The sequence below is a fragment of the Kitasatospora sp. NPDC096128 genome (genome assembly GCF_040303105.1).
In the GTDB taxonomy this organism is placed as follows: domain Bacteria; phylum Actinomycetota; class Actinomycetes; order Streptomycetales; family Streptomycetaceae; genus Kitasatospora.
The window spans coordinates 180035-204430 of the sequence record NZ_JBEOSP010000001.1; the positions used below are offsets into that span (position 1 = coordinate 180035).

10 protein-coding genes are annotated in these 24396 nt (G+C 75.0%); 2 read left to right on the plus strand and 8 right to left on the minus strand.

Annotation, left to right across the window (positions count from 1 at the left end):
- Positions 1-137: 137 nt before the first annotated feature.
- Complete coding sequence (locus ABTY61_RS00790) at positions 138-1421, minus strand: MFS transporter (RefSeq protein ID WP_350502707.1); 1284 nt, start codon at positions 1419-1421, stop codon at positions 138-140.
- 101 nt (positions 1422-1522) lie between these two features.
- Between ABTY61_RS00790 and ABTY61_RS00795 the strand changes: the two genes are divergently transcribed.
- Together ABTY61_RS00795 and ABTY61_RS00800 are read left to right on the plus strand one after the other, a co-directional pair.
- Positions 1523-2617: a DUF5937 family protein gene (locus ABTY61_RS00795; protein WP_350502708.1), complete on the plus strand. Its 1095-nt coding sequence runs from the start codon at positions 1523-1525 to the stop codon at positions 2615-2617.
- Positions 2618-2687: 70 nt separating this feature from the next.
- Positions 2688-3536, plus strand: coding sequence for a PhzF family phenazine biosynthesis protein (locus ABTY61_RS00800; protein WP_350502709.1), 849 nt, complete (start codon positions 2688-2690; stop codon positions 3534-3536).
- Between the two features lie 58 nt (positions 3537-3594).
- Here ABTY61_RS00800 and ABTY61_RS00805 read toward each other — a convergent pair whose 3' ends face one another.
- The 7 genes from ABTY61_RS00805 to ABTY61_RS00835 form a co-directional block, all read right to left on the minus strand.
- Positions 3595-4824: an aminotransferase-like domain-containing protein gene (locus ABTY61_RS00805; RefSeq protein ID WP_502895191.1), complete on the minus strand. Its 1230-nt coding sequence runs from the start codon at positions 4822-4824 to the stop codon at positions 3595-3597.
- Between the two features lie 65 nt (positions 4825-4889).
- Positions 4890-6020 (minus strand): alpha-hydroxy acid oxidase, encoded by a 1131-nt coding sequence (locus ABTY61_RS00810; RefSeq protein WP_350502711.1) that lies wholly within the window; start codon positions 6018-6020, stop codon positions 4890-4892.
- Positions 6017-7162 carry a 4-hydroxyphenylpyruvate dioxygenase gene (gene hppD, locus ABTY61_RS00815; protein WP_350502712.1) on the minus strand — a complete coding sequence of 382 codons (1146 nt, stop codon included), beginning with the start codon at positions 7160-7162 and terminating at the stop codon, positions 6017-6019. The genes ABTY61_RS00810 and hppD overlap by 4 nt, the downstream gene beginning before the upstream one ends.
- Positions 7163-7296: 134 nt before the next feature.
- Positions 7297-8619: an MFS transporter gene (locus ABTY61_RS00820; protein WP_350502713.1), complete on the minus strand. Its 1323-nt coding sequence runs from the start codon at positions 8617-8619 to the stop codon at positions 7297-7299.
- A gap of 65 nt (positions 8620-8684) precedes the next feature.
- Positions 8685-9713: an aminotransferase class I/II-fold pyridoxal phosphate-dependent enzyme gene (locus ABTY61_RS00825; protein WP_350502714.1), complete on the minus strand. Its 1029-nt coding sequence runs from the start codon at positions 9711-9713 to the stop codon at positions 8685-8687.
- The gene (locus ABTY61_RS00830) at positions 9713-10759 is read right to left on the minus strand and encodes a class I SAM-dependent methyltransferase (RefSeq protein ID WP_350502715.1); all 1047 of its coding nucleotides are present in this window, start codon (positions 10757-10759) and stop codon (positions 9713-9715) included. Before ABTY61_RS00830 ends, ABTY61_RS00825 begins: the two co-directional genes overlap by 1 nt.
- Positions 10760-10841: 82 nt before the next feature.
- The gene (locus ABTY61_RS00835; protein ID WP_350502716.1) at positions 10842-24371 is read right to left on the minus strand and encodes a non-ribosomal peptide synthetase; all 13530 of its coding nucleotides are present in this window, start codon (positions 24369-24371) and stop codon (positions 10842-10844) included.
- Positions 24372-24396: the final 25 nt, after the last annotated feature.

A 24396-nucleotide genomic window follows, 5' to 3' on the forward strand; every position in this document is an offset into this window, starting at 1 on the left:
TGGGCGTCTGAAGTGATGAAGTGGCCGGAGGAGCCGAGGGCGGCGCCTCCGGCCACCGGCGTCGACGGGCCTCAGTGCCTGGTCCGGGGGGTGAGGTCGCTGCCCTGCGGATGATCAGCCCGCTGCCGGGCTGGGCCCTACTCCTCCGTGCGGCCCAGCCGCAGCACCGCCAGCGCGCCGACCGCCGTGGTCACCGCGAGCCCGCCCCACAGCAGCCCCGGCCCCGCGGCCAGCAGCCCGGTCAGCACCGCGGGCGCCGCCGCCCGGCCGACCCCCATCGACAGCTCCCAGCGGGCCACCGCCCGCCCCAGCAGGTGCGGCGGCGCCGTGGCCGTCACCAGAGCGGTGCCCGAGCCGGTGTAGAGGATCTCACCCAGCGTGTACAGCACGGACACCAGCACGATGCCCACCGTGCCCGACACCCCGCCCAGCGACCCGGCCGCCCAGAAGCCCAGGTAGGACACGCTCAGCGCCGCCCCCGAGACCGCCAGCACCGACTGCCGGGAACGCTTCGCCAGCCGCAGCACCAGCGCCAGCTGCAGCGCGATCACCAGCACGGTGTTGCCCACGAACACGCCCGAGGACCAGGCCGCGGACGCGTGCAGCTGCAGCACCAGCAGCGCGGGCAGCGCCACCTCCAGCACGTCGAAGCAGAACGCGTACGGCAGGTTGGCCAGGCTCAGCAGGGTGATCCGGCGCAGCGGCTCGCCGCCGTCCCCGGCCTCCTTCGCCCGCTCCACCACCGTCTGCGGCGCCCGGACCCGCAGCGAGGCCACCAGCCCGGCGGCCAGCAGGCAGGCCGCGCCCGTCACCCCGGCCAGCACCCGGATGGTGTCCGTCCCGCCGGCCACCGCGACCGTGGCCAGCAGCGCGCCCGCGCCCAGGCCCGCGTTGCGCAGCGAGCGCCCGGCGGCCAGTGCGGCGTCCCGCAGCCGGCCCTCGGTCAGGGTGCTCACCACGGCGGTGTGGGTGGTCGGCCAGGACTGGCTGCCGACGCCGAGCAGCACCGCCGCCGCGGTGAACAGCGGCAGCCCGTCCGCGGCGAGCAGGACGAGCGCGCCCGCCGCCCGCAGCAGCAGGGTGACGGCGGCGGGCAGGGTGCGGGCGCCGGTGTCGATCCAACGGCCGGTCAGCGGCACCATCACCAGCCCGGCGACCATCCCGGCCGACAGGGCCAGGCCGACCGCCCCGGCGTGCAGGTGCAGCACCCCGACGCCGTACAGCAGCAGGAACGGGCGCAGCATGCCGCCGCCCACCGCGTCGACGGCGAGCGCCGCCGCGTACCGGGGGCCGCCGGCAGCGGTCAGCAGGCTCAGCAGCGCGGACGGGCCGCCCCGGCCGGTGCCGATCGGCGGTGCGGGCGGTTCGCCGCTGCGGGCGTCGGCGGCATCGTGGACGGACTTCTCCTGGATCAGGCTCATGGCCGGTACGGTCCGCCCAGGTCGCGCCGCGTGTCCCGTGGATTGACGGTTGGCGTCAATCGACGGGGGAGGGCTGCTCGGCAGATGGCAGGATCCTGATCGTGAGTGTGACCATCGACATCACCGGCCTGCCCGAGGAGCACCTGCTCTTCGCCCCCTCGCCGCTCGCCGAGCTGAACGCCATGCTGCACGTGCTCTCCGAGCCCGCGCACCACCCGGCGCTGCAGGGCTGGGCCGCCTGCACCACCACGGCGATCCCGCCGGAGCTCTCCGAGCGGCTGCTGGAGGCGGACTTCCTCTGGCGCTCCTCGCGGGCCGACTTCCTGGTGCCCGGCCGGCCCGGTGCCACCCTCGCCGAGGAGCTCGACGCCGTCGACCGGATCGACGACGAGCTGTACGTGGCCGCCGCCCTCATCACCACCTGCGGTGCCTCCCGGCCCGACCGGCCGACGGCCTCCCCGCTCACCGACCCGGCGGCCAACGAGCGCGCCCGCGAGCTGGCCCTCGCCCGCGGCCCCCGGCAGGCGGCCTTCGCGGACCGGCTGCTCGCCGACCCGCCCGCCGTCCGGGCCCTGGTGCGCCGGATGCTGGAGGACTGCCGGTCGGCGTTCTTCGCCGACGCCTGGCAGCGGGTCCTGCCCGGACTCGCCGCCGACGCCCGGCACAAGGCCGACCTGCTCGCCCGTCGGGGCCCGGCCGAGGCCGTGGGCGCGCTCTCGCCGTCCGTCAGGCTGGACGAGAGCGGCGGTCGGCGACGGATCGTCATCGACAAGCTCCAGGACTCCAGCACCAGCGGCACCGACGGCAGCGGGGTCACCTTCATCCCCACCGCCTTCGGCCGCCCCCACCTGCTGGCGGTGCACGCCCCGGGCTGGCGGCCGGTCCTGCAGTACCCCGTCGCCGAGGCCGGGCTGCCCGAGCCGGTCTCGCTCGCGCTGGTCCAGCAGCGGTTGGAGGCGCTCGCCCACCCGATCCGGCTGCGGCTGGCCCGCACCATCGCCCGCGGCCCGCACACCACCGGCGAACTCGCCGCGGCCTGGCAGCTCAGCGCCCCCGAGGTGTCCCGCCACCTGGCCGTGCTGCGCAAGGCCGGGCTGCTGGTCACCGAGCGGCGCGGGCGGTACATGCTCTACCAGCTGGACCTCTCCGGCAGCGCCCGGCTCGGCTCGGACTTCCTGGAGGCGGTGCTGCGGTGAGCGGGGACGGGGGAGCGGGGACGGCGGGAGCGGCGGGAACAGTGATCACCGGCGGGACGTTCGTCCGGTCATGACCGACGACCCTGAGATCCTCCGCTACGCAGCCTTCGCGATCCGCCCCGAGGGCGGCAACCCGGCCGGTGTGGTGCTCGACGCCACCGGACTGACCGCCGAGCGGATGCTCGCCGTCGCCGCCGAGGTCGGGTACTCCGAGACCGCCTTCCTGATCCCGGGCAGCGAGCAGGGCGCTTACCGCGTGCGGTACTTCAGCCCGCTCCTGGAGGTGCCGTTCTGCGGGCACGCGACGGTGGCCGCCGCCGTCGCGGTCGCCGAGCGGACCGGCCCCGGGCGGTACGTGTTCGGTACCGCGGCCGGGGACGTCCCGGTCGAGGTCGAGCACGGCGCCGACGGCCTGCGGGCGACGCTCACCAGCGTCGAGCCGAAGGTCGAGGAGGTGCCGGCGGCGGACGTCGAGGAGGCGCTCGCGCTGCTCGGCTGGTCGGCCGCCGACCTGGACCCGGCGCTGCCGCCGCGGATCGGCTACGCCGGGGCCCGGCACCTGGTGCTCGCCGCCGGCACCCGCTCCCGACTGGCCCGGCTGGACTACGACTTCGACGGGCTGGCCGCGTTCATGAACGCCCGCGACCTGGTCACCCTGCAGCTGGTCTGGCGTGAGGCTCCCGAGGTCTTCCACGTCCGCGACCCGTTCCCGGTCGGCGGCGTGGTCGAGGACCCGGCCACCGGCGCGGCCGCGGCCGCCTTCGGGGCGTACCTGCGCGAGCTGGGCGCCGTCGCCGCCCCGGCGGTGCTGACGCTGCACCAGGGCGAGGACCTCGGCCGCCCGGGCGTGCTGCGGGTCGAACTGCGCACGGAGGACACCCGGGTGCGGGTCTCCGGCACGGCGGTGGCCATCCCGTAGCGGCACGGATGGCGGGGGGCGCCGGTCCCGGACCGGACCGGCGCCCCCCGCCACCGGGTCAGGACCGGTCGGCGAGCAGGGCGGCCAGGCCGTCCAGCCCCCGGTCGAGGGTCGCCGGGTCGACCTGGCTGACCGAGAGCCGCAGTTGCCGCTCCCCGCCCTCCCCCGGGTAGAAGTGGGACATCGGCGTCCAGATCACCCCGTACCGCGAGGCGGAGAGCTCCAGCAGGGCGTCGTCCGCCACGCACGGCACGGTGAGCACCAGGAAGAAGCCGCCGCGCGGCTCGTTCCAGGTCACCCCGCCGCCCGGTGGGAAGCGCCGGGCCAGGCCCGCCAGCACCAGCGCGAGGTTGCGCCGGTAGAGCGCGGCGACCTCGGTGTTGGCGGCCCGCAGGCTGTGGCCGTGTTCGAGCAGCGCACCGCCGATCACGGCCTGGGCGATCGGCGAGGTGTTCACCGTGGTCATGCTCTTGATCATGCCGAGCAGGTCGGCCAGCAGCCCGGTGCCGCCCGCGCCGTCCGCCACCAGCTGGTCCGCCACCACGTACCCGACCCGGGCGCCCGGCAGGGCCGTCTTGGCGAAGGACCCGAGGTGGACCACCCGGCGCCCGGTGTCCAGCGCCTTGAGCGAGGGCAGCCGCTGATCGCCCGCGAACACGCAGTACGGGTTGTCCTCCAGGACCAGGAAGTCCTCCTCGGCGGCCAGCTCCAGCAGCTCCCGGCGCAGCTCCAGCGGCAGGCTGGCGCCGCTCGGGTTGGCCACGTCCGGGACCAGGTAGAGCGCCCGGGGCCGCCGCCCCTCGGCGCGGGTCGAGGCCAACTGCCGCCGCAGGTCGGCGAGGTCCAGCCCGTCCGGGCCGTCGGCCACCGGCCGCACCGGCAGGTCCGCCAGCAGGGCGGCGCCGGTCAGCCCGACATAGGTGGGCGAGACGGCCAGCACCACGTCCTCGGGGCCGCGGCGCAGCGCCCGCAGCACCAGGAACATCGCCTCCTGGCAGCCGACCGTGACCACGATCGACTCGGCGGGCACCTCGATGCCCTCGTCCACGGCGAGGTGGGCGGCGATCAGCTCGTGGATGATCCCCTTGGTCCGCCCGTACTGGAGCACCTGGCGGCGGGCCGCCTCCTCGGAGAGCCCGCGCTCGGTGCGCAGGTGCTCGGTGTAGCGGTCCAGGTGGCGGTGGACGGCGTCCAGTTCGAAGAACTGCTCGGCCGGGCGGCCGGCCGCGAAGGAGACCGCCTCCGGGTAGCGGATGGAGATCTCGTTGAGCAGGTTCATCGAGGTCATCGCCGGGTCGGCGAGGGAGGGGTGCAGGTCGGTCAGCCGCAGCTCGTGCGGCGGGGCGATCAGGGTCACGGGGAGCTCCAGGCGGGGCAGGGCATCGGGGTGGTGCGCAGGGCGGCGGCGGTGGCCAGGTCGGGGCAGCCGGCCAGGCCGAGGGCGTGGCGCAGTTCGGCGGCCAGCAGGTCCAGCACCCGGGTGCAGCCCGGCTCGCCGTCGGCCGCCAGGCCCCAGATCACCGGGCGGCCGAGCAGCACCCCGGACGCGCCGAGGGCCAGCGCGGTGAGCACGTCGGATCCGCCGCGCACCCCGCTGTCCAGCAGCACCTGGCAGCCGCGCCCGGCCAGCGCCTCGGCGACGGCCGGCAGGGCCGTCAACGAGGGCACCGCCCGGTCGAGTTGGCGGCCGCCGTGGTTGGAGACCACCACGGCGGCGGCGCCCAGCTCGGCGGCCCGCAGCGCGTCCGCCGGGTCGAGCACCCCCTTGACCACCAGCGGCAGTCCGGTGTGCTCGCGCAGCCAGCCGAGGTCCGCCCAGGTGACGGCGGGGGAGAGCAGTTCGGCGGTGTGCGCGGCCACCGCCGAGACCTCGGCGGTGGCCCGGTGCGCCCGCCCGGCGGCGCCGCCCTCCAGCAGCGCCGCGCGGACGTCCCCGGGCAGGGCGAAGGCGTTGCGGGCGTCGCGCAGCCGGCGGCCCATGTACGGCACGTCGGCGGTGACGACCAGGCACTCACTGCCCGCCGCCTCGGCCGCCGCGACCAGGTCGAGCAGCCGGGCCCGGTCGCGCAGCCAGTACAGCTGGAACCAGAGGGTGGCCCCGGTCGCCGTCAGCTCCTCGAAGCCGACGCTGCTGAGCGTGCCGACGGTGAACGGCACCCCCGCCGCGGCCGCCGCCCGGGCCGTGGCCAGTTCGCCCTCGGGGTGGAACAGCCGGTGGTAGGCGATCGGGGCGACCGCCACCGGCAGGGCCGCCCGGCTGTGCACCAGGGTCGCGGAGGTGTCGCAGGCGGAGACGTCGGCCAGCACCCGGGGCACCACCGCCTGCCGGTCGAACGCCGCCCGGTTGGCGGCGAGGGTGCGCTCCTGCTCGGCGCCGCCGGCCAGCCAGTCCCAGACCTCCGGGGCCAGGGCGGCCCGGGCGGGCTCGGCGTACTCGGCTACCGACAGCGCCTGCCGGGGTGCCGTGGTGACCGGGGCGCTCATCCGGCGACTTCGCTGGCGCTGCGCTGGAGTTCGACGGCCTCGTAGAGGGCGCGGATGTTGTTGCTGCCGAAGTTGCGGGCCCGGATGCGCTCGATCACCTCGAAGAAGAAGGTGCCGCGCGGGTGCTGGGAGCGGGTGAAGATCTGGAACAGCTGGCCGTCGTGGTCCTGGTCGACCAGCAGGTTGAGGTCGCGCAGCTCGTCGAGGGAGTGCCGCAGCGGGGTCAGCCGGGCGGGCAGGGCGTCGAAGTAGGCGCCCGGGGTGCGCAGGAAGGGCACGCCGCGGGCGGCCATGGTGGAGACGGAGTGGACGGCGTCCGCGGAGGAGAAGGCCACGTGCTGGACCCCGGCGCCGCCGTGGTCGGCGAGGAAGGAGGCGATCTGGCCGCCGGCGTCCGGGGTGAGCGGCTCGATCAGGGTGAGGGTGACGCTGTGGTCGGGGCTCTGCACGACCATCGAGTCCATGCCGAGGGTGCCGACCTCGATCCGCTCCTCGAAGACCATCCGGAAGCCGAACACCTCGCGGTAGTGCCGGACGGTCGCGCGCAGCCCGCCGGAGGGGACGCAGACCGCGAAGTGGTCGACGGAGCGCAGGCCCACCGCGTCGGCGCCGCCCGCTGCCCGCTGAGCGGCGGGGGCGGCGTCGGGCAGGCCCGGTATCCGGTCGGCGGGGACGCCGGGGCCGCGCTCGATCAGGGTGTGCACCACGTCGCCGAAGGCGCCGACCACGGCGGTGACGCAGCCGGCCGCGGCCTGCGGCGGGCGCAGCCCGTCGGCGCCCCGGCCGGTCAGCGCGCGGTAGGCGGCGGTGGCGTCCGGCACCCGCAGGGCGAGCGCGCCCACGCCGTCCCCGTGCCGGGCCAGGTAGTCGGTGGCCGGGTGGCCGGCGGCCAGCGGCTGGGTGAGCAGCAGCCGGATCGCGGCCTGGCCGAGCAGCGCGGAGACGCAGCGCTCGGCGCTGTCGCCGCGCTCGGTGGGCGGGACGAGCAGGTCGAAGCCGTACTCCGCGGTCAGCCGGGCGACGTCGGCGGCGAGGTCGGTGACGTAGAACTCGACGTGGTCCAGGGCGAGTTCGACCGGGGCTCCGGCAGTGCTGCCGACGGCGGTCTCGGTGGCAGGGGCGGGAGCGGATCTGTCGGGCATCTGAGGGGCTCTCTCGTGAGGAGGGCGCGGCGGCCCGCCCCGGTGGCGGCGCGGTGCGGCCGGGCCGCCGCCGGGGTGGGCCGGTGGTGTCGTGCTGGGGCGGTGTGGTGCGGGGGCGGGGTGGTGCGGGACGGTCAGGTGGACTGGAGGCGCGGGGCGGACTCGGCGGGCACTGCGGTCGGCTCGGCGTCCTCGGCGTCCTCGGCCGGCGCCGGGGTGAGCTCCCCGGCGGGCTGCCCGGCCGACTCCTCCTCGTCGGAGTCGTCCGCGTCGTCCTCGATCACCGCGTCGGGCTTGCCCAGCAGGTAGAGGCCCGACAGCAGCGCGCCGACCACCATGGCGACCAGCACCGTGCGGAAGTCCAGCGCGGCCACCAGGCCGGCGCCGACGCCGATGGCGACCGCCTGCGGGGCGGTGAGGGAGAGGTTGACGGCCGCCTGGGTGCGGCCCATCAGCTGCGGCGGGGTCAGCGACTGGGCGGCGGTGGCGAGGCCGACCACCCCGGCCGGCATGCCGGCCCCGGCGATCAGCAGTCCGGCCGACACCACCCAGACCGAGGGCACCAGCAGCAGCAGGGCGCCGACCGCGAAGGTGGCCGCGCCGAGCATCACGGTCTTCCGGGGGCCGAGCCTGCCGATCAGGATGCCGCCCAGCACCGAGCCGCCGAGCGCCCCGACCGCCTCCACGGTCTCCAGTACGCCGAGGAACTGCGGCGAGCGGTTCAGCCCGTGCTGGATGAGCGAGAAGAGCACCGGCTGCAGGAAGCTGAGCACGGTCGCGGTGGCGGTGGTCGCGATCAGCAGCGGCAGCAGCGAGGCGGTGCCGCGCAGGTGCTGGAAGCCCGCCAGCACCTCGGTGCGCCAGTGCCGGCCGGACGGCTCCGGCCTGGTCTCGGGCACCCGCAGCGCCAGGAAGGCGAGCGCGGCCGCGAGCAGGATGCCGATGTCGACCAGGGCGACGGCCCGGCCGCCGAGCCACCCGTACAGGCCGGAGCCGACCAGCGGCGCGACCAGGGTGGTGCCGGCGCGCATGGTCTGGGTGAACCCGACGGCCGCGCCGAAGTCCTGACGCTCCGTCAGGATGGTGCGCAGCATGGCGCTCTGGGCCGGTGTCAGGACGGCTCCGGCCAGGCCGTAGAGCACCGCGGTGCCGTAGACGATCCACAGCCGGCCGCGGCCGTCGACCAGCAGCAGCGGCGAAACCGCCACCGCCAGCGCGAGGTTGACCGTGACCAGCAGCGGCCGTCGGCGCACCCGGTCGGCGACCAGGCCGCCGAGCGGCAGCAGCAGCATCGGGACGGCGTAGCAGAACATCACCAGACCGGCCGCCGAGCTGCTCCCCGTCAGGACCTTGGCCCAGATGCCGAGGGCGATGAAGAGCGCGCTGTCCCCGAGGACGGACAGCGTCTGTCCCGCGATGTAGAGCCGGAACTCCGGCCGCGCCAGAAGTGGGTGCATGTCCTGTCCTGTCCTTGACTGCTGCGTTTGCGAGGGATGGAGCGGTGCCCGGCGACTGTCCGGCCCTAGCGGGGCGCGGTGACGGCCCGGTGGGCGCGGGTGAAGCCTTCGATCACGGCGTCGTTGGCGTCCTTCTCGCCGACGGCGATCCGGATGCCCTGGCCCGGGTAGAAGCGGACGGCCACCCCGAGCCGCTCCAGTTCGGACTTGACCGGGAGCTGCTCCTCGGGCGAAGGCGCCGCCACCCAGAGGAAGTTGGTCAGGCTCGGCGGCACCGACCGGCCCAGGGCGAGCAGTTCGGCCCGCAGCCGCTCGCGTTCGGCGGCGATCTCGGCGATCCGCCGGTCCACCTCGTCCTGGGCGGCGACGGCGGCCAGCAGCCCCGCCTCCTGGAGCCGGTTCACCGCGTACGGGACCTGGACGGCCCGTACGCGCTGCGCCACGGACTCCGCCGCGACCGCGTAGCCGATCCGCAGGGCGGCCAGGCCGTGCGACTTGGAGAGAGTGCGCAGCACCACCAGGTTGGGCCACTCGGCGATCCGGGCCGGCACCTCCGGGGCCGCCCAGCCCCGGGCGAAGTCGATGTACGCCTCGTCCAGCAGGATCAGCGCGGTGGCCGGCACCCGGCGGAAGAAGCCGGTCAGCTCCGCCCAGGAGTAGACCGTGCCGGTCGGGTTGTGCGGGTTGCACAGCACGATGATCCGGGTGCGGTCGTCCACCCGGTCGGCCATCGCGGCCAGGTCGTGCCGGGCGTCCGGGCCGAGCGGGACGGCCCGGGGCTCGGCCCCGGCGATCGCGCAGAACAGCGGGTACGCGTCGAAGCAGGGGTCCGAGTGCACCACGTTGTCGCCGGGGCGGACGACGGAGTGGAAGAGGTCCAGCGCGACGCCGGCCGAGCCGTGGCCGACCACGACCTGTGCGGCCGGGACGCGCTGCCAGTCGGCGATGAGCCCGGCGAAGCGCTCCGGGCGGAAGTCCGGGTAGCGGTTCAGGTCGGCGACCGCCCCCGCCAGGGCGGTCAGCACGGACAGCGGCGGCGGGTACGGGAGCTCGTTCTGGGCCAGCAGGTGTCTGGCCCCGGACGCGGCCGCCATCAGTCGGCCTGCAGGACGTAGAGCCAGGAGTGCGGGGTGGCCAGCGCCTCGACCCGGTCGATCCGCAGCCCGGCTTCGGTGAACAGCCGCTCGTAGGTCTCCTTGGTGTGCAGCGGCACGCCCATCATCGCGTGCGCCAGCTCGAAGCCGACCGAGAAGACCGGCATCGCGCTCTGCGACTCGCCCGGGCCGCGCAGCATGGTGTCGCCGAGCACGAAGGTGCGGGCCTTCGGGAAGGCCTCGCGCATCCGGGTGAAGATCGAGGAGCGGGTGCTCGGGTCGGCGAGCAGGTCGTGCAGCAGGAAGAAGCTCATCACGGTGTCGACCTCGGCCACCTCGGCGGCCTCGGCGTCGTTGTCGATCTGGGTGCCGAGCAGGCCCAGTACGTCGGCCCGGACGGCGGTGACCCGGTCCTGCATCCCGGCGGCGGCGATGTCGGCGCGGGCGATGTCGGTGGCCGGGCGGCTGATGTCGATGCCCAGGCCGCGGCTGCCCTCGCGCTGGGAGACCACCCGGCGGACCCGGGCGGAGGTGCCGCTGCCCAGGTCGGCGATGGTGCGGAAGTCGATGCCGGAGAGCACGTCGGCCAGCTGGGCGGCGAACATCGACTGGTCGCACTGGGCGGAGCCGAGGGCGACCATCGCCTCGTCGCGGAAGACGTCCGCGTTGTAGTGGTGCGAGCCGGTGCTCAGGTGTCCGGCGCGGCCGAACACGTCGTGGTAGCCGCCGACCGCCCAGGTGAAGTAGCCGCGGGCGGCGGCGATCTCGATGCCGGCCTCGGTGGGCAGGTAGCCGGCGCCGTCGGCCTTGAGGTAGCCGTAGTCGGCGGCGGCGCGCAGCACGGCCTCGGTGCGGGCGGTGTCGCCGCGCTCGGCGGTGACCTCGGCGGCGGCCAGCGGCTCGCCGCGGCCGATCTGCTCCAGTACCCCGATCCGGTCCAGCGCGAAGATCACGTTGGCGGCGATGAAGCCGTTGTAGGCGTCGGTCGACGAGATCGGCGCCGGGGTGACGCCGCGCCAGGTGTCGGGGATGACGGCAGTCTGCATCGGTGTGTCCATTCCTCGTGGTGGGCCGGGTCACGGCCGCTCGGTGTGGTGGTGCGGGGGTGTCGCGGTGGTGCGGGGAGGCTCAGTGGCGGGGCGTGGCGTCCTGTGCCGGAGGGCGCAGCCGGTCGGCGAGCACCGGGCCGATGACCGCGAGGGCCTCCGGGCCGGTCATCGCGCCGTGGGTGCTCGGCACCTCGTGGACCTCCAGCCGGCCGCCCACGTGGGCCCGCCAGGTCTCGGGGTCGGGGGCGTCGGCCGGGCGGTCCTTCGCGGCGACGAAGACCAGCGCGTCGCCGTCGTAGCCGGGCAGCGGGGCGTCGTCGGCCAGCGCGAGGTTGGCCAGGAAGACCTCGACCACCCGGGCCACCCCGGCGCCGCTCAGCCCGGTCAGCGGGCCCTCGCCGTGCCGGACCAGCTCGGCGTAGCCCGCCTCGTCGGCCGGCCAGGCGGTGATCTCGCCGGCCTGCTGGCCGAGCGAGGCGAGGATCGCGGCGAGCAGCGCCGGGTCGCGGTCGCGGGACTCCCCGGCCTGGTCCTGGCCGGCGTGCTGCTCGTACTCGTTCAGCTCCGGGTAGCCGTCCAGCACGGCGAGCAGCTCGACCCGTTCGCCCTGCTCCCGCAGCAGCGCGGCCACCGCGTGGGCGACCGGGCCGCCGAAGGACCAGCCCAGCAGGGCGTACGGGCCGTGCGGGCGGACCGAGCGCAGCTCGGCCAGGTAGGTGCGGGCCATCTCGGCCAGGCTGGCCGGGTGGCGTGCCAGGTCGGCCAGCCCGGGCGCCTGGAGGCCGTAGATCGGCTGCTCGGCGTCCAGGTGGCGCAGCAGCCCGGTGTACACCCAGCTGATCCCGGCCGCCGGGTGCACGCAGAACAGCGGCGGGCGCGAGCCGCGGGTGCGGATCGGCAGCAGCACCGGGAAGTTCTCCTCGGCGGGGGCGCCGTCCCGGGCCGCGGCCAGCAGTTCGGCCAGTCCGGCGACGGTCGGGGCCTGGAACAGCGCCCGGACACCGAGTTCGGCGCTGCCGGTCAGCTCGCGCATCCCGGCGACCAGCCGGCCGGCCAGCAGGGAATGGCCGCCCAGCTCGAAGAAGTTGTCGTCGATGCCGACCCGGTCCAGGCCGAGCACGTCGGCGAACAGCCCGCAGAGCACCTCCTCCAGCGGGGTGCGCGGCCCCCGCCCGTCGCCCGCCCGGCCCGGCTCGGGGGCGGGCAGCGCCCGCTCGTCGAGCTTGCCGTTGGGAGTCAGCGGCAGGCGCTCCAGCGGCACCAGGGCGGCGGGCAGCATGTAGTCCGGCAGCTCGGCGGCCAGCTGGGTGCGCAGTGCGTCCAGGTCCACCGGGGCGGGTCCGGCGGCCGGCACCAGGTAGCCGACCAGGCGCTTCTCGCCCGGGGCGTCCTCGCGGACCACCACGGCGGCGGAGGCCACCTCGGGCCGGCGGCTGAGCACCGAGCCGATCTCGCCCAGCTCGATCCGGAAGCCGCGGATCTTCACCTGGGCGTCGATCCGGCCCAGGTAGTCCAGCTCGCCGGAGGCCGTCCAGCGGGCCAGGTCGCCGGTGCGGTACATCCGGCTGCCGGGGGCGCCGTACGGGTCGGCGACGAAGCGTTCGGCGGTCAGGGCCGGTCGGCCCAGGTAGCCGCGGGCCAGGCCGGCGCCGGCGACGTACAGCTCGCCGGGCACCCCGGCGGGCACCGGGCGCAGCCGGGAGTCCAGCAGGTGGAGCCGCAGGTCCGGGATGCCCGCGCCGATCAGCGAACGGGACTGCCCGGCGGCCGTTCCGGCGTCCAGCGGACGGTAGGAGACGTGCACCGTGGTCTCGGTGATGCCGTACATGTTGACCAGCACCGGCGCGTCCTCGGCGTGCCGCTCGTACCAGGGCGCCAGCCGGGCCAGGTCGAGCGCCTCGCCGCCGAAGACCACCCGGCGCAGGGCGAGTCGGGCGCCGAGCTCCGGATCCTCCTGGTCCGCCTGCATCAACTGGTAGAAGGCGGACGGGGTCTGGTTGAGGAAGGTGACCCGCTCGCGCACCAGCAGCTCCAGGAACTCGTGGGGCGAGCGGCTGGTTTCGAAGGGCACCACGACCAGGCTGCCGCCGTGCAGCAGCGCGCCCCACAGCTCCCAGACCGAGAAGTCGAAGGCGTAGGAGTGGAACAGCGTCCAGACGTCCGCCGGGCCCGGGGCGAACCAGTGGTCGGTGGCGGCGAACAGCCGGGCGACGTTGCCGTGCGGGATCACCACGCCCTTCGGCCGGCCGGTCGAGCCCGAGGTGTAGATGACGTACGCCGGGTGGTCGGGGCCGAGCGCGGGGGCGGGGGCTCCGGCGGGCGTCCGGGCCAGCTCGGCGGCCGTCTCCGGGGTGTCGAGCAGCAGCAGCGGCAGCCGCGGATCCGGCAGCCGGGTGGCGGCCGCGGTGGTGGTGAGCAGCAGCTCGGGGGAGGAGTCGGCCAGGGTGTAGGCGATCCGGTCGGCCGGGTAGTCCGGGTCGATCGGCACGTAGGCGCCGCCCGCCTTGAGTACCGCGAGCACGGCGACCACCAGCTCCACCGAGCGCGGCAGCGCCAGCGCCACCAGGCGCTCGGGGCCGACGCCCCGGTCGGCGAGCAGCCGGCCCAGCCGGTTCGCCCGGGCGTCCAGCTCGGCGTAGCTGATCCGCTCGTCCCGGTGGACCACCGCCACGGCCTGCGGGGTCCGGGCCGCCTGGGCCGCGAACAGCTCCGGGACGGTGCGGAGTTCGACGCTCTCCGGCTGCCCGGCGGGCGCGCTCCAGTGGTCCAGGATCAGGGTCCGCTCGGCGGGGGAGAGCAGCTCCGCCTCGTCGACCGGGCGGGCCGGGTCGGCCACTACGGCGGCCAGCAGCCGCTCGAAGCGCTCGCCGATCGCCGTCACCGTGGCCGGGTCGAACAGGTCCTCGGCGAACTCGACCACCACGCCGATCCCGGCCGGGGAACCGTCGGCGGCCAGCTGCTCGCTGAAGCCGAAGGCCAGGTCGAACTTGGCGAGTTCGGCGGCCGAGGGCTCCACCCGGGCGGGCAGGCCGGCGAAGTCGAGGGCGGTCTCGGCCTCGGGCCCGGCGGCGAAGGTCAGCATCACCTGGAACAGCGGGTGCCGGGCCGTCGAGCGGACCGGATTGAGCACCTCGACCAGCCGCTCGAAGGGCACGTCCTGGTGCTCGAAGGCGTCCAGGTTGGCCTGGCGCACCCGCTCCAGCAGTTGCCGGAAGCTCGGCTCGCCGGAAAGGTCGGCGCGCAGGACCAGGGTGTTGACGAAGAAGCCGATCAGCTCGTCCAGGGCCCCGTCGGTGCGGCCCGCGACCGGGGTGCCGAGCGGGATGTCGGTGCCCGCGCCGAGCCGGGCCAGGGTGGCGGCCAGCGCGGCCTGTACCACCATGAACACGCTGGACCGGCTCGCCCGGGCCAACTCGACGACGGAGGAGTGGAGTTCGGCCGGGAGCCGGAACTCGACGGTGTCCCCCCGGCGGGTGGGCGCCATCGGCCGCTTGCGGTCGTAGGGGAGCGTCAGCTCCTCCGGGAGGCCGGCCAGGGCCTGCTTCCAGTAGGCGAGTTGGGCGTGCTGGGTGCTGGCCGGGTCGTCCTCCGCGCCGAGCAGCTCGCGCTGCCAGAGGGCGTAGTCGGCGTACTGGACGGGCAGTGGCTCCCAGTCGGGTGCCGTGCCCGCCCGGCGGGCCCGGTAGGCGGTGTCGAGGTCGCGCAGCAGCGGGCCCACGGACCAGCCGTCGCTGACGATGTGGTGCATCAGCACCAGCAGCACGTGCTCGCCCTGCGGCAGGGAGAACAGCGTTGCCCGCAGCGGGAGTTCGGCGGCCAGGTCGAAGGCCTGCCGGCCTGCTCCGGCCAGGGCGTCCCGCAGCTGTTCCTCGTCCGCGACCGTGCGGGTGTGCAGAACGGGCCCGGCGCTCGGCGCGATCAGCTGGTGGGGCCGGCCGTCGACGGCGGGGAAGGTGGTGCGCAGCACCTCGTGCCGGGCGACCACGTCGGTCAGGGCCCCGGCGAGGGCCCCGGTGTCCACCGCGCCGCCGATCCGGAGCACGAGCGGGGTGTTGTAGAGGGCGCTCGGGCCCTCGAACTGGTCGATGAACCAGAGGCGTTGCTGGGCGTGGGAGAGCGGGACCAGCTCCGGGCGCTGCCGCGGCAGCAGCCGGGCGCGGACCGGGCCGGCGCCCTCGCCCAGGTGGTCGGCCAAGGCGGCGACGGTGGGGTGGTCGAAGAGGGTGCGGATGGGGAGTTCGGTGTCGAGGGTGGTGCGGATGCGGCTGATGAGCCTGGTGGCGAGGAGGGAGTGGCCGCCGAGGTCGAAGAAGTTGTCGTCGATGCTGAGGGCGGGCAGGCCGAGGGTGTCGGCGAAGAGTGCGCAGAGGGTCTGCTCGGTGGTGGTGCGGGGTGCGCGGCCTTCGGGGGTGCCGGTGTAGTCGGGGGCGGGCAGGGCGCGGCGGTCGACCTTGCCGTTGGCGGTGACGGGCAGGGCGTCGAGGGTGACGACCGCGGCGGGGACCATGTAGGCGGGCAGCCGGTCGGCGAGGAAGGCGCGCAGTTCGCCGGGAGTGGCGTCACCGGTGACGTAGGCGGCCAGGCGCTTGTCACCCGGCTGGTCCTCGCGGACCATCGCCACCGCGTGGCCCACCGCAGGGTGGGCGGCCAGCGCCGCCTCCACCTCGGCCGGCTCGATCCGGAAGCCCCGGATCTTCACCTGGTCGTCGACCCGGCCGAGGAACTCCAGCACGCCGTCCGTACTCCAGCGCACGATGTCGCCGGTGCGGTACATCCGCTCGCCCTTGCCGCCGAACGGGCAGGCCACGAAGCGCTCCGAGGTCAGCGCCGGGCGGCCGACGTAGCCCCGGGCCAGGCCGTTGCCCGCGAGGTACAGCTCGCCGGGCACCCCGGCGGGGACCGGCCGGAGGGTGTCGTCCAGGACGTAGGCCCGGGTGTTGGCCAGCGGGCGGCCGATCGGCACCACGGCGGGGACGTCCCCGCCCGGCGCCATGGTGAAGGTGGTCTTGATCGCCGTCGTCTCGGTCGGCGCGTACACCGCTACCACGTCCGTCTCCGGGCACACCCGGAACAGCTGCCGGACGGCCTCCGGCGGGACCACGTCGCCGCCGGTCCACACCTGGCGCACCCCGCGGAACGCCTCCGGGGCCTCCTCGGCCAGCAGCCGCAGCAGACCGGAGGGCGCCTGCACCAGGGTGACGGCGTGCCGGGTGATGGTCGCGGCCAGCGCGCGCAGGTCGAGCTGCCCGGGGGCGGCCAGGACGATCCGGCCACCGGTCACCAACGGAGCCCACACCTCGGTGGTGGAGGCGTCGAAGGCGGTGGGCGAGTGCAGCAGGACGCTGCGGTGGTGGCCCTGGTGGAAGTGCCGGTTGGCCAGCAGGTCGACCACGTTGCGGTGGGTCACCGCGACGCCCTTGGGGACGCCGGTCGAGCCGGAGGTGTACATCACGTAGAGCAGTTGGCCGGGGTGCGAGCGGCGGCCGGCGGGGGCGAGGGGGGCGGCCGGGCCGGCGGCGGGCCGGGCCGCGGCCGCCTCGGTGACGTCGAGGGCGGTGACGCCGGTGCCGCCGGTATCGCCGTCGAGGACCGGATGGCCGCGGTGGGCCGGGTCGACCAGGACGAGCTGCGCCCGGGTGTCGGCCAGGATGTGCCGCATCCGGTCCAGCGGGTAGCGGGCGTCCAGCGGGACGTAGCTGCCGCCCGCCTTGGTGACCGCGAGGATCGCCGTCACCAGCTCGGTCGAGCGGTCCATGAGGATCGCGACCGGCTCCTCCGCCGCCAGCCCGCGGTCCACCAGGACGGCCGCCAACGCGTTCGCCCGGGCGTCGAGTTCGGCGTAGCTCAGCTGCTCGGTGTCGGAGACCACGGCGACCGCGTCGGGGGTGGCGGCGGCCTGGGCCTCGAACAGCTCGGACACCGTGGTGTCGGCGATCGGGACGGCGGTGTCGTTCCAGCCGGTGAGCAGTTGCTCGCGCTCGGCCGGGTCGAGGATCTCGATCGTGCCGATGGGCGCGTCGGGGTCCTCGGCGGCGGCGGTGAGGACGCGCAGCAGGCGTTCGGCGAGGGTGGCGACGGTGGCGTGGTCGAAGAGGTCCGCCGCGTACTCCACGGCCGCGGCCACGCCGAGCGGAGCCCCGCCTTCGCCGTGCTGCTCGACGAAGTTGAAGTTCAGGTCGAAGTGCGCCAGGGACTCGCCCGCGCCCTCCAGCGCCCCGCTCACCCCGCCGAGGGTGAGCAGCGGGGACGGGCCGCTGCTCACGGTGAGGACGGTCTGGAAGAGCGGGTGGCGGGCGGGGGTGCGGGTGGGGTTGAGCTGTTCGACGAGCCGCTCGAAGGGGACGTCCTGGTGCTCGAAGGCGCTGAGGTCGGCCTGGCGGACCCGGTCGAGGAGTTCGCGGAAGGTGGGGTTGCCGGTGGTGTCGGTGCGCAGCAGCAGGGTGTTGACGAAGAAGCCGACCAGGTCGTCCAGGGCCTCGTCGGTGCGTCCGGCGACGGGCGTGCCCAGCGGGAGGTCGGTGCCGGCGCCGAGCCGGGTGTAGAGGGTGGCGACGGCCGCCTGGAGGACCATGAACAGGCTGGCGCGGTTGGCGTTGGCCAACTCGCCGAGCCGGAGGTGCAGTTCGGCGTCCAGTCGGTACTCCACCGTCCCGGCGCGGTGGCTCGGCGCGGCCGGTCGCGGCCGGTCGTAGGGGAGCGCCAGCTCCTCCGGGAGCTTGGCCAGCGCCTGCTTCCAGTGGGTGAGTCGGGCGTGCTGGGCGCTGCTCGGGTCGTCCTCGGTGCCGAGCAGCTCGCGCTGCCAGAGGGTGTAGTCCGCGTACTGGACGGGCAGTGGCTCCCAGTCGGGTGCCGTGCCCGCCCGGCGGGCCCGGTAGGCGGTGTCGAGGTCGCGCAGCAGGGGGGTGACGGACCAGCCGTCGCTGGCGATGTGGTGCAGCAGGACGACCAGGGTGTGCCGCTCGGGGGCCGGCGAGAACAGCGATACTCGGATCGGCATGTCCTCGGCGAGGCGGAACACCGCGCCGGTGGCCTCGGCCACCGCTGCTGCGAGCTCCTCCTCGTCGGCCACCGTGCGGGTGTGCAGAACGGGCCCGGCGCTCGGCGCGATCAGCTGGTGGGGCCGGCCGTCGGCGGTGGGGAAGGTGGTGCGCAGCACCTCGTGCCGGGCGACCACGTCGGTCAGGGCCGCGGCGAGGGCCCCGGTGTCGATCGCGCCGTTGAGGCGGGCGACGAACGGGGTGTTGTAGAGGGCGCTCGGGCCCTCGTACTGGTCGATGAACCAGAGGCGTTGCTGGGCCGGGGAGAGCGGGACCAGCTCCGGCCTGGGCTGTGGCCGGAGCGCCGGGCGGGCCTTGCCGGCCTCGGCCTCCGGGCTGGGGAGGGCCTCGGCCAGGGCGGCGACCGTGGGGTGGTCGAAGAGCGTGCGGATGGGGAGTTCGGTGTCGAGGGTGGTGCGGATGCGGCTGATGAGCCTGGTGGCGAGGAGGGAGTGGCCGCCGAGGTCGAAGAAGTTGTCGTCGATGCTGAGGGCGGGCAGGCCGAGGGTGTCGGCGAAGAGTGCGCAGAGGGTCTGCTCGGTGGTGGTGCGGGGGGCGCGGCCTTCGGGGGTGCCGGTGTAGTCGGGGGCGGGCAGGGCGCGGCGGTCGACCTTGCCGTTGGCGGTGACGGGCAGGGTGTCGAGGGTGACGACGGCGGCCGGTTGCATGTAGGCGGGGAGGCGGTCGGTGAGGAAGGAACGGAGTTCGCCGGGGGTGGCGTCGCCGGTGACGTAGGCGACCAGGCGCTTGTCGCCGGGGTGGTCCTCGCGGACCAGGGCGAGGGCCTGGCCGACGGCGGGGTGGGCGGTGAGGGCGGCCTCGACCTCGCCGAGTTCGATCCGGAAGCCGCGGATCTTGACCTGGTCGTCGGCCCGGCCGAGGAACTCCAGCACGCCGTCCGAGTGGCGGCGGACGAGGTCGCCGGTGCGGTACATCCGGGTGCCGGGCTCTCCGTAGGGGCAGGCGGTGAAGCGCTCGGCGGTGAGCGCCGGGCGGCCGACGTAGCCGCGGGCCAGGCCGGGCCCGGCGAGGTAGAGCTCACCGGGGACGTCGACGGGGACGGGCTGGAGGCCCTCGTCGAGGACGTACGCCCGGGTGTTGGGCAGGGGCCGGCCGATCGGGATGCCGGCCGGCACCTCGGCCGGGGTGGCCATGGGGTGGTGGGTGGCGAAGGTGGTGGTCTCGGTGGGGCCGTAGCCGTCGACCACGGTGAGGCCGGGGCAGGCCGTCATGACGCGGCGGACGGCGGCCGGGGAGACCACGTCGCCGCCGGTCCACACCTCGCGGAGGCCGGCGAAGAGGCTCGGCTCCTCGGTGGCCAGCACGTTGAACAGCCCGGCCGTGAACCAGGCGGCGGTGACGGCGCCCTGGCCGATGGTGTCGGCGAGTTCGGTGACGCCGAGGCGGCCGGCGGGGGCGATGGCGAGGCGGGCGCCGGAGAGCAGCGGGGCCCAGAGCTCGTAGGTGGAGGCGTCGAAGGCGGTGGGGGAGTGGACCAGGACGCGTTGGTGGGCGTCGTGGGTGAAGGTGCCGCCGAGCGCGAGGTCGACGATGGAGCGGTGGGTGATGCCGATGCCCTTGGGCTTGCCGGTGGATCCGGAGGTGTGCATCACATAGGCCAACTGGCTTTCGGAAATGGAGAGTTCGAGGTTGTAGGCGGTCTCGTCGCCGACCGTCAGGGTGGTCAGGGCGGCCAGTGCGGGGTGGTCGCGGTCGCTGACGGCGATCCGGGCGCCGGCGTCGGCGAGGACGGCCTCCAGGCGCTCCTGCGGCTGGGCGTCGTCCAGTGGCACGTAGCTGCCGCCGGCCTTGAGGACGGCCAGCAGGGCGACGACGAGGGCGGGCGAGCGCTCCAGCAGCAGTGCGACGGGGGTTTCGGCGGTGACGCCCGCCGCGACCAGGCGCAGCGCCAAGCCGTTGGCCCGGGCGTTGAGTTCGGCGTAGCTGAGTTCGGTGTCGCCCGACACCAGGGCGACGGCCTCGGGCGTCGCGGCGGCCTGTGCCTCGAACAGCTCGGGCACCGCGCCCGCAGGCAGTGCCGCCACCGGCCCGTGCCGGCCCGACAGCAGCTGCTCGCGCTCCGTCGGGTCGAGGATCTCGATGGTGCCGATCGGCGCGTCGGGGTCGGTGGCGGCGGCGTGGAGGACGCGCAGCAGGCGTGCGGCGAGGGCCGCGGCGGTGGCGTGGTCGAAGAGGTCCGCCGCGTACTCCAGGGCGCCGGAGAGGCCGCCTGCTCCGCCCGCCTCGCCCGGTCCGCTCAGTTCGGAGAATCCGAAGGAGAGGTCGAACTTGGCCACATTGAGATCGAATTCCATTTCACGGCAAGGGAGTTCACCGAAGGAATGCGGCGCCTTCGCCTGGTTCTCAAGGGCGATGAGGGTCTGGAAGAGCGGGTGGCGGGCGGGGGTGCGGGTGGGGTTGAGCTGCTCGACCAGGCGCTCGAAGGGGACGTCCTGGTGCTCGAAGGCGCTGAGGTCGGCCTGGCGGACCCGGTCGAGGAGTTCGCGGAAGGTGGGGTTGCCGGTGGTGTCGGTGCGCAGCACGAGGGTGTTGACGAAGAAGCCGACCAGGTCGTCGAGCGCTTCGTCGGTGCGTCCGGCGACGGGCGTGCCGAGCGGGAGGTCGGTGCCGGCGCCGAGCCGGGTGTAGAGGGTGGCGACGGCCGCCTGCAGGACCATGAACAGGCTGGCCCGGTTGCCGGTGGCCAACTCGACCAGCCGGTGGTGCAGTTCGGCGTCGACGGTGAACTCGACCAGCTCGCCCCGGTGGCTGGGCACGGCGGGTCGAGGTCGGTCGTACGGGAGCGCCAGCTCCTCCGGTGCGTCGGCCAGGGACTGCTGCCAGAAGGCGAGCTGCCGCCCGATCAGGCTGTCCCGGTCGTCCTCGTCGCCGAGGAGCTCGCGCTGCCAGAGGGTGTAGTCGGCGTACTGGACGGGCAGCGGCTGCCACTGCGGTGCGCCTCCGCGGCAGCGGGCCCGGTAGGCCTGGCCCAGGTCGCGGAAGAGCGGGGCGACGGACCAGCCGTCGCTGGCGACGTGGTGCAGCAGGAGCAGCAGCACGTGCTGCTCGCCCGACGGCAGTGAGAACAGCGACGCCCGGATGGGGAGTTCGGCGGCCAGGTCGAAGGCGTGGCCGATCGCCCGGTCCAACTGCCCAGTCAGCTCGGCCTCGTCGGCGACGGTGGTGACGGTCAGGGCCGGCCGGCCCGAGGCGGTGACCAGCTGGTGGGGCCGGCCGTCGACGGTGGGGAACGTCGTGCGCAGCACCTCGTGCCGGGTCGCCAGGTCGGCCAGCGCCGCCGCCAGTGCCCGGGTGTCGACCGTGCCGGTGAGCCGGAGGGCGAAGGGGGTGTTGTAGAGGGCGCTCGGGCCCTCGAACTGGTCGATGAACCACAGGCGTTGCTGGGCGTAGGAGAGCGGTACCAGCTCCGGGCGCTCCCGGGCGGTCGGTCCGGTCCGCACCGGGGTGGGGCTCTCGCCGAGGTGCCGGGCCAGTCCGGCGATGGTGGGGTGGTCGAAGAGGGTGCGGATGGGCAGTTCGGTGCCGAGGGCGGTGCGGATGCGGCTGGCGAGCCTGGTGGCCAGCAGGGAGTGGCCGCCGAGGTCGAAGAAGCTGTCGTCGATGCCGGGTTCGGCTGTTCCGAGGACTTCGGCGAAGAGCGCGCACAGGGTCTGCTCGGTGGTGTTGCGGGCGGCCCGGCCGGTGGTGGTGGCGGAGTAGTCGGGGGCGGGCAGGGCGCGGCGGTCGACCTTGCCGTTGGAGTTGACCGGCAGGGCGTCGAGCGGGACGACGGCGGCCGGGACCATGTAGCCGGGCAGCCGGTCGGTGACGAAGGCGCGCAGCTCGTCGAGCGGGGCGCCGCCGGTGACGTAGGCGACCAGGCGCTTGTCGCCGGGCTGGTCCTGGCGGACCGTCGCGAAGACCTGGCGGACGGCCGGGTGGGCGGCGAACGCGGCCTCCACTTCGGCGAGTTCGATCCGGAAGCCGCGGATCTTGACCTGGTCGTCGGTTCGCCCGACGAACTCCAGTTCGCCCGTGCCGGTCCAGCGGACGAGGTCGCCGGTGCGGTACATCCGGGTGCCGGGCTCCCCGTAGGGGCAGGCGGTGAAGCGCTCGGCGGTGAGCGCCGGGCGGCCGACGTAGCCGCGTGCCAGGCCGGGACCGGCGAGGTAGAGCTCACCGGGGACGCCGACCGGGACGGGCTGGAGGCCCTCGTCGAGGACGTACGCCCGGGTGTTGGGCAGGGGCCGGCCGATCGGCACCACGGCGGCCGGCACCTCCTCGGGGGAGGTCATCGCGCGGCGGGTGGCGAAGGTGGTGGTCTCGGTCGGGCCGTAGACGTGCACCACCCGCAGCCCGGGGCAGGTCTCCAGGACGCGTCGCATGGCCGTCGGCGAGGCGATGTCCCCGCCGGTCCAGACCTCGCGCATCCCGGCGAAGGTCTGCGGGGCCTCGGTGGCCAGCACGTTGAACAGCCCGACGGTGATGAAGGCGCCGGAGACCCGCTGCCGGTCGAGCAGGCCGGCGAGTTCGGCGATCCCGAGCCGGCCGGGCGGGGCGATGGCGAGGCGGCCGCCGGAGAGCAGCGGGGTCCAGAACTCGTAGGTGGAGGCGTCGAAGGCGGTGGGGGAGTGCACCGCGACCCGGGTGTGGCCTTCACGGGTGAAGGTGCCGCCGAGCGCGAGGTCGACGATGGAGCGGTGGGTGATGCCGATGCCCTTGGGCTTGCCGGTGGATCCGGAGGTGTGTATCACATAGGCCAACTGGCTGTCGGCAATGGTGAGTTCGAGGTTGTCGGCGGTCTCGTCGCCGACCGTCAGGGTGGTCAGGGCGGTCAGTGCGGGGTGGTCGCGGTCGGTGACGGCGATCCGGGCGCCGGCGTCGGCGAGGACGGCCTCCAGGCGCTCCTGCGGCTGGGCGTCGTCCAGTGGCACGTAGCTGCCGCCGGCCTTGAGGACGGCCAGCAGGGCGACGACGAGGGCGGGCGAGCGCTCCAGCAGCAGTGCGACGGGGGTTTCGGCGGTGACGCCCGCCGCGACCAGGCGCAGCGCCAAGCCGTTGGCCCGGGCGTTGAGCTGGGCGTAGCTGAGTTCGGTGTCACCCGCCACCAGGGCGATCGCCTCGGGCGTCGCGGCGGCCTGTGCCTCGAACAGCTCGGGCACCGCGCCCGCGGGCAGTGCCGCCACCGGCCCGTGCCAGCCGGTCAGCAGTCGTTCCCGCTCGTCCGCGCCGAGGATCTCGACGGCGCCGATCGGCGCGTCCGGGTCGGCGGCGACCGCCCGCAGCACCCGGGTGAGGCGCTCGCCCAGGGTGGCGGCGGTGGCGTGGTCGAAGAGGTCCGCCGCGTACTCCACCGCTCCGGTCAGGCCGTTGGCGACGCCGTGGGCGTCGTGCAGTTCGACGAAGGCGAAGGAGAGGTCGAACTTGGCGAGGTGCTGGTCGAGGACGTGCTCCCGGCAGCCGAGCCCGGCGAAGTCGCTGGGGAGGTCCTCGTCGCTGTCCAGGGTCAGCATGGTCTGGAAGAGCGGGTGGCGGGCCGGGACGCGGGCCGGGTTGAGCTGTTCGACGAGCCGCTCGAAGGGGACGTCCTGGTGCTCGAAGGCGTCCAGGTCGGCCTGGCGGACCCGGTCGAGGAGTTCGCGGAAGGTGGGGTTGCCGGTGGTGTCGGTGCGCAGCACGAGGGTGTTGACGAAGAAGCCGACCAGGTCGTCCAGGGCCTCGTCGGTGCGTCCGGCGACGGCGGTGCCCAGCGGCAGGTCGGTGCCGGCGCCGAGCCGGGTGTAGAGGGTGGCGACGGCGGCCTGCAGGACCATGAACAGGCTGGCCCGCTCCTTCGCGGCCAACTCGGCCAGGGCCGCGTACAGTTCGGTGTCCAGGGCGAGGTCGGCGGCGCCACCGCGGTGGGTGGGCGCGGCCGGTCGCGGCCGGTCGTACGGGAGTGCCAGCTCCTCCGGCGCCTCGGCCAGGGCGCCCTGCCAGTGGGCGAGTTGGGTGCTGAGCACGCTCTCCGGGTCGTCCTCCTCGCCGAGGAGCTCGCGCTGCCACAGGGTGTAGTCGGCGTACTGGACGGGCAGCGGCTCCCACTGCGGCGCGCCGCCGGCCCGGCGGGCCCGGTAGGCCTGGTCGAGGTCGCGGAAGAGCGGGGGCACCGACCAGCCGTCGCTGGCGATGTGGTGCATCAGCACCAGCAGCACGTGCTCCTCGGCGGACAGTGAGAACAGCGTGCAGCGGATGGGAAGTTCGGCCGCGAGATCGAAGACGTGCCGGGTCGCCGCGGCCAGCCGGGCGGTCAGCTCGGCCGCGTCGGCGACCGGGACGGCGGCCACCTCGACGGAGGCGACGGCGGGGCCGTCCGGCTCGGCGATCGACTGCTGCGGCCGGCCGTCGACGGTGGGGAAGGTGGTGCGCAGCACCTCGTGCCGGGCGAGCACGTCGCGCAGCGCGAGGGAGAGGACGGCGGCGTCGAGCCCGCCGGTCAGCCGGACGGCGAACGGGGTGTTGTAGAGCGCGCTGGGGCCTTCGAGCTGCTCGATGAACCACAGCCGCTGCTGCGCGAACGACAACGGGATCAAGGTCTGCCTCCGGCGGGTGACGTGC

Coding starts and splice junctions, on each gene's coding strand:
- ABTY61_RS00800 (WP_350502709.1), top strand. CDS start 2,688: ATGACCGACGACCCTGAGATCCTCCGCTACGCAGCCTTCGCGATCCGC.
- ABTY61_RS00830 (WP_350502715.1), bottom strand. CDS start 10,759: ATGCAGACTGCCGTCATCCCCGACACCTGGCGCGGCGTCACCCCGGCG.
- ABTY61_RS00810 (WP_350502711.1), bottom strand. CDS start 6,020: ATGAGCGCCCCGGTCACCACGGCACCCCGGCAGGCGCTGTCGGTAGCC.
- ABTY61_RS00820 (WP_350502713.1), bottom strand. CDS start 8,619: ATGCACCCACTTCTGGCGCGGCCGGAGTTCCGGCTCTACATCGCGGGA.
- ABTY61_RS00825 (WP_350502714.1), bottom strand. CDS start 9,713: ATGGCGGCCGCGTCCGGGGCCAGACACCTGCTGGCCCAGAACGAGCTC.
- hppD (WP_350502712.1), bottom strand. CDS start 7,162: ATGCCCGACAGATCCGCTCCCGCCCCTGCCACCGAGACCGCCGTCGGC.
- ABTY61_RS00790 (WP_350502707.1), bottom strand. CDS start 1,421: ATGAGCCTGATCCAGGAGAAGTCCGTCCACGATGCCGCCGACGCCCGC.
- ABTY61_RS00805 (WP_502895191.1), bottom strand. CDS start 4,824: ATGACCTCGATGAACCTGCTCAACGAGATCTCCATCCGCTACCCGGAG.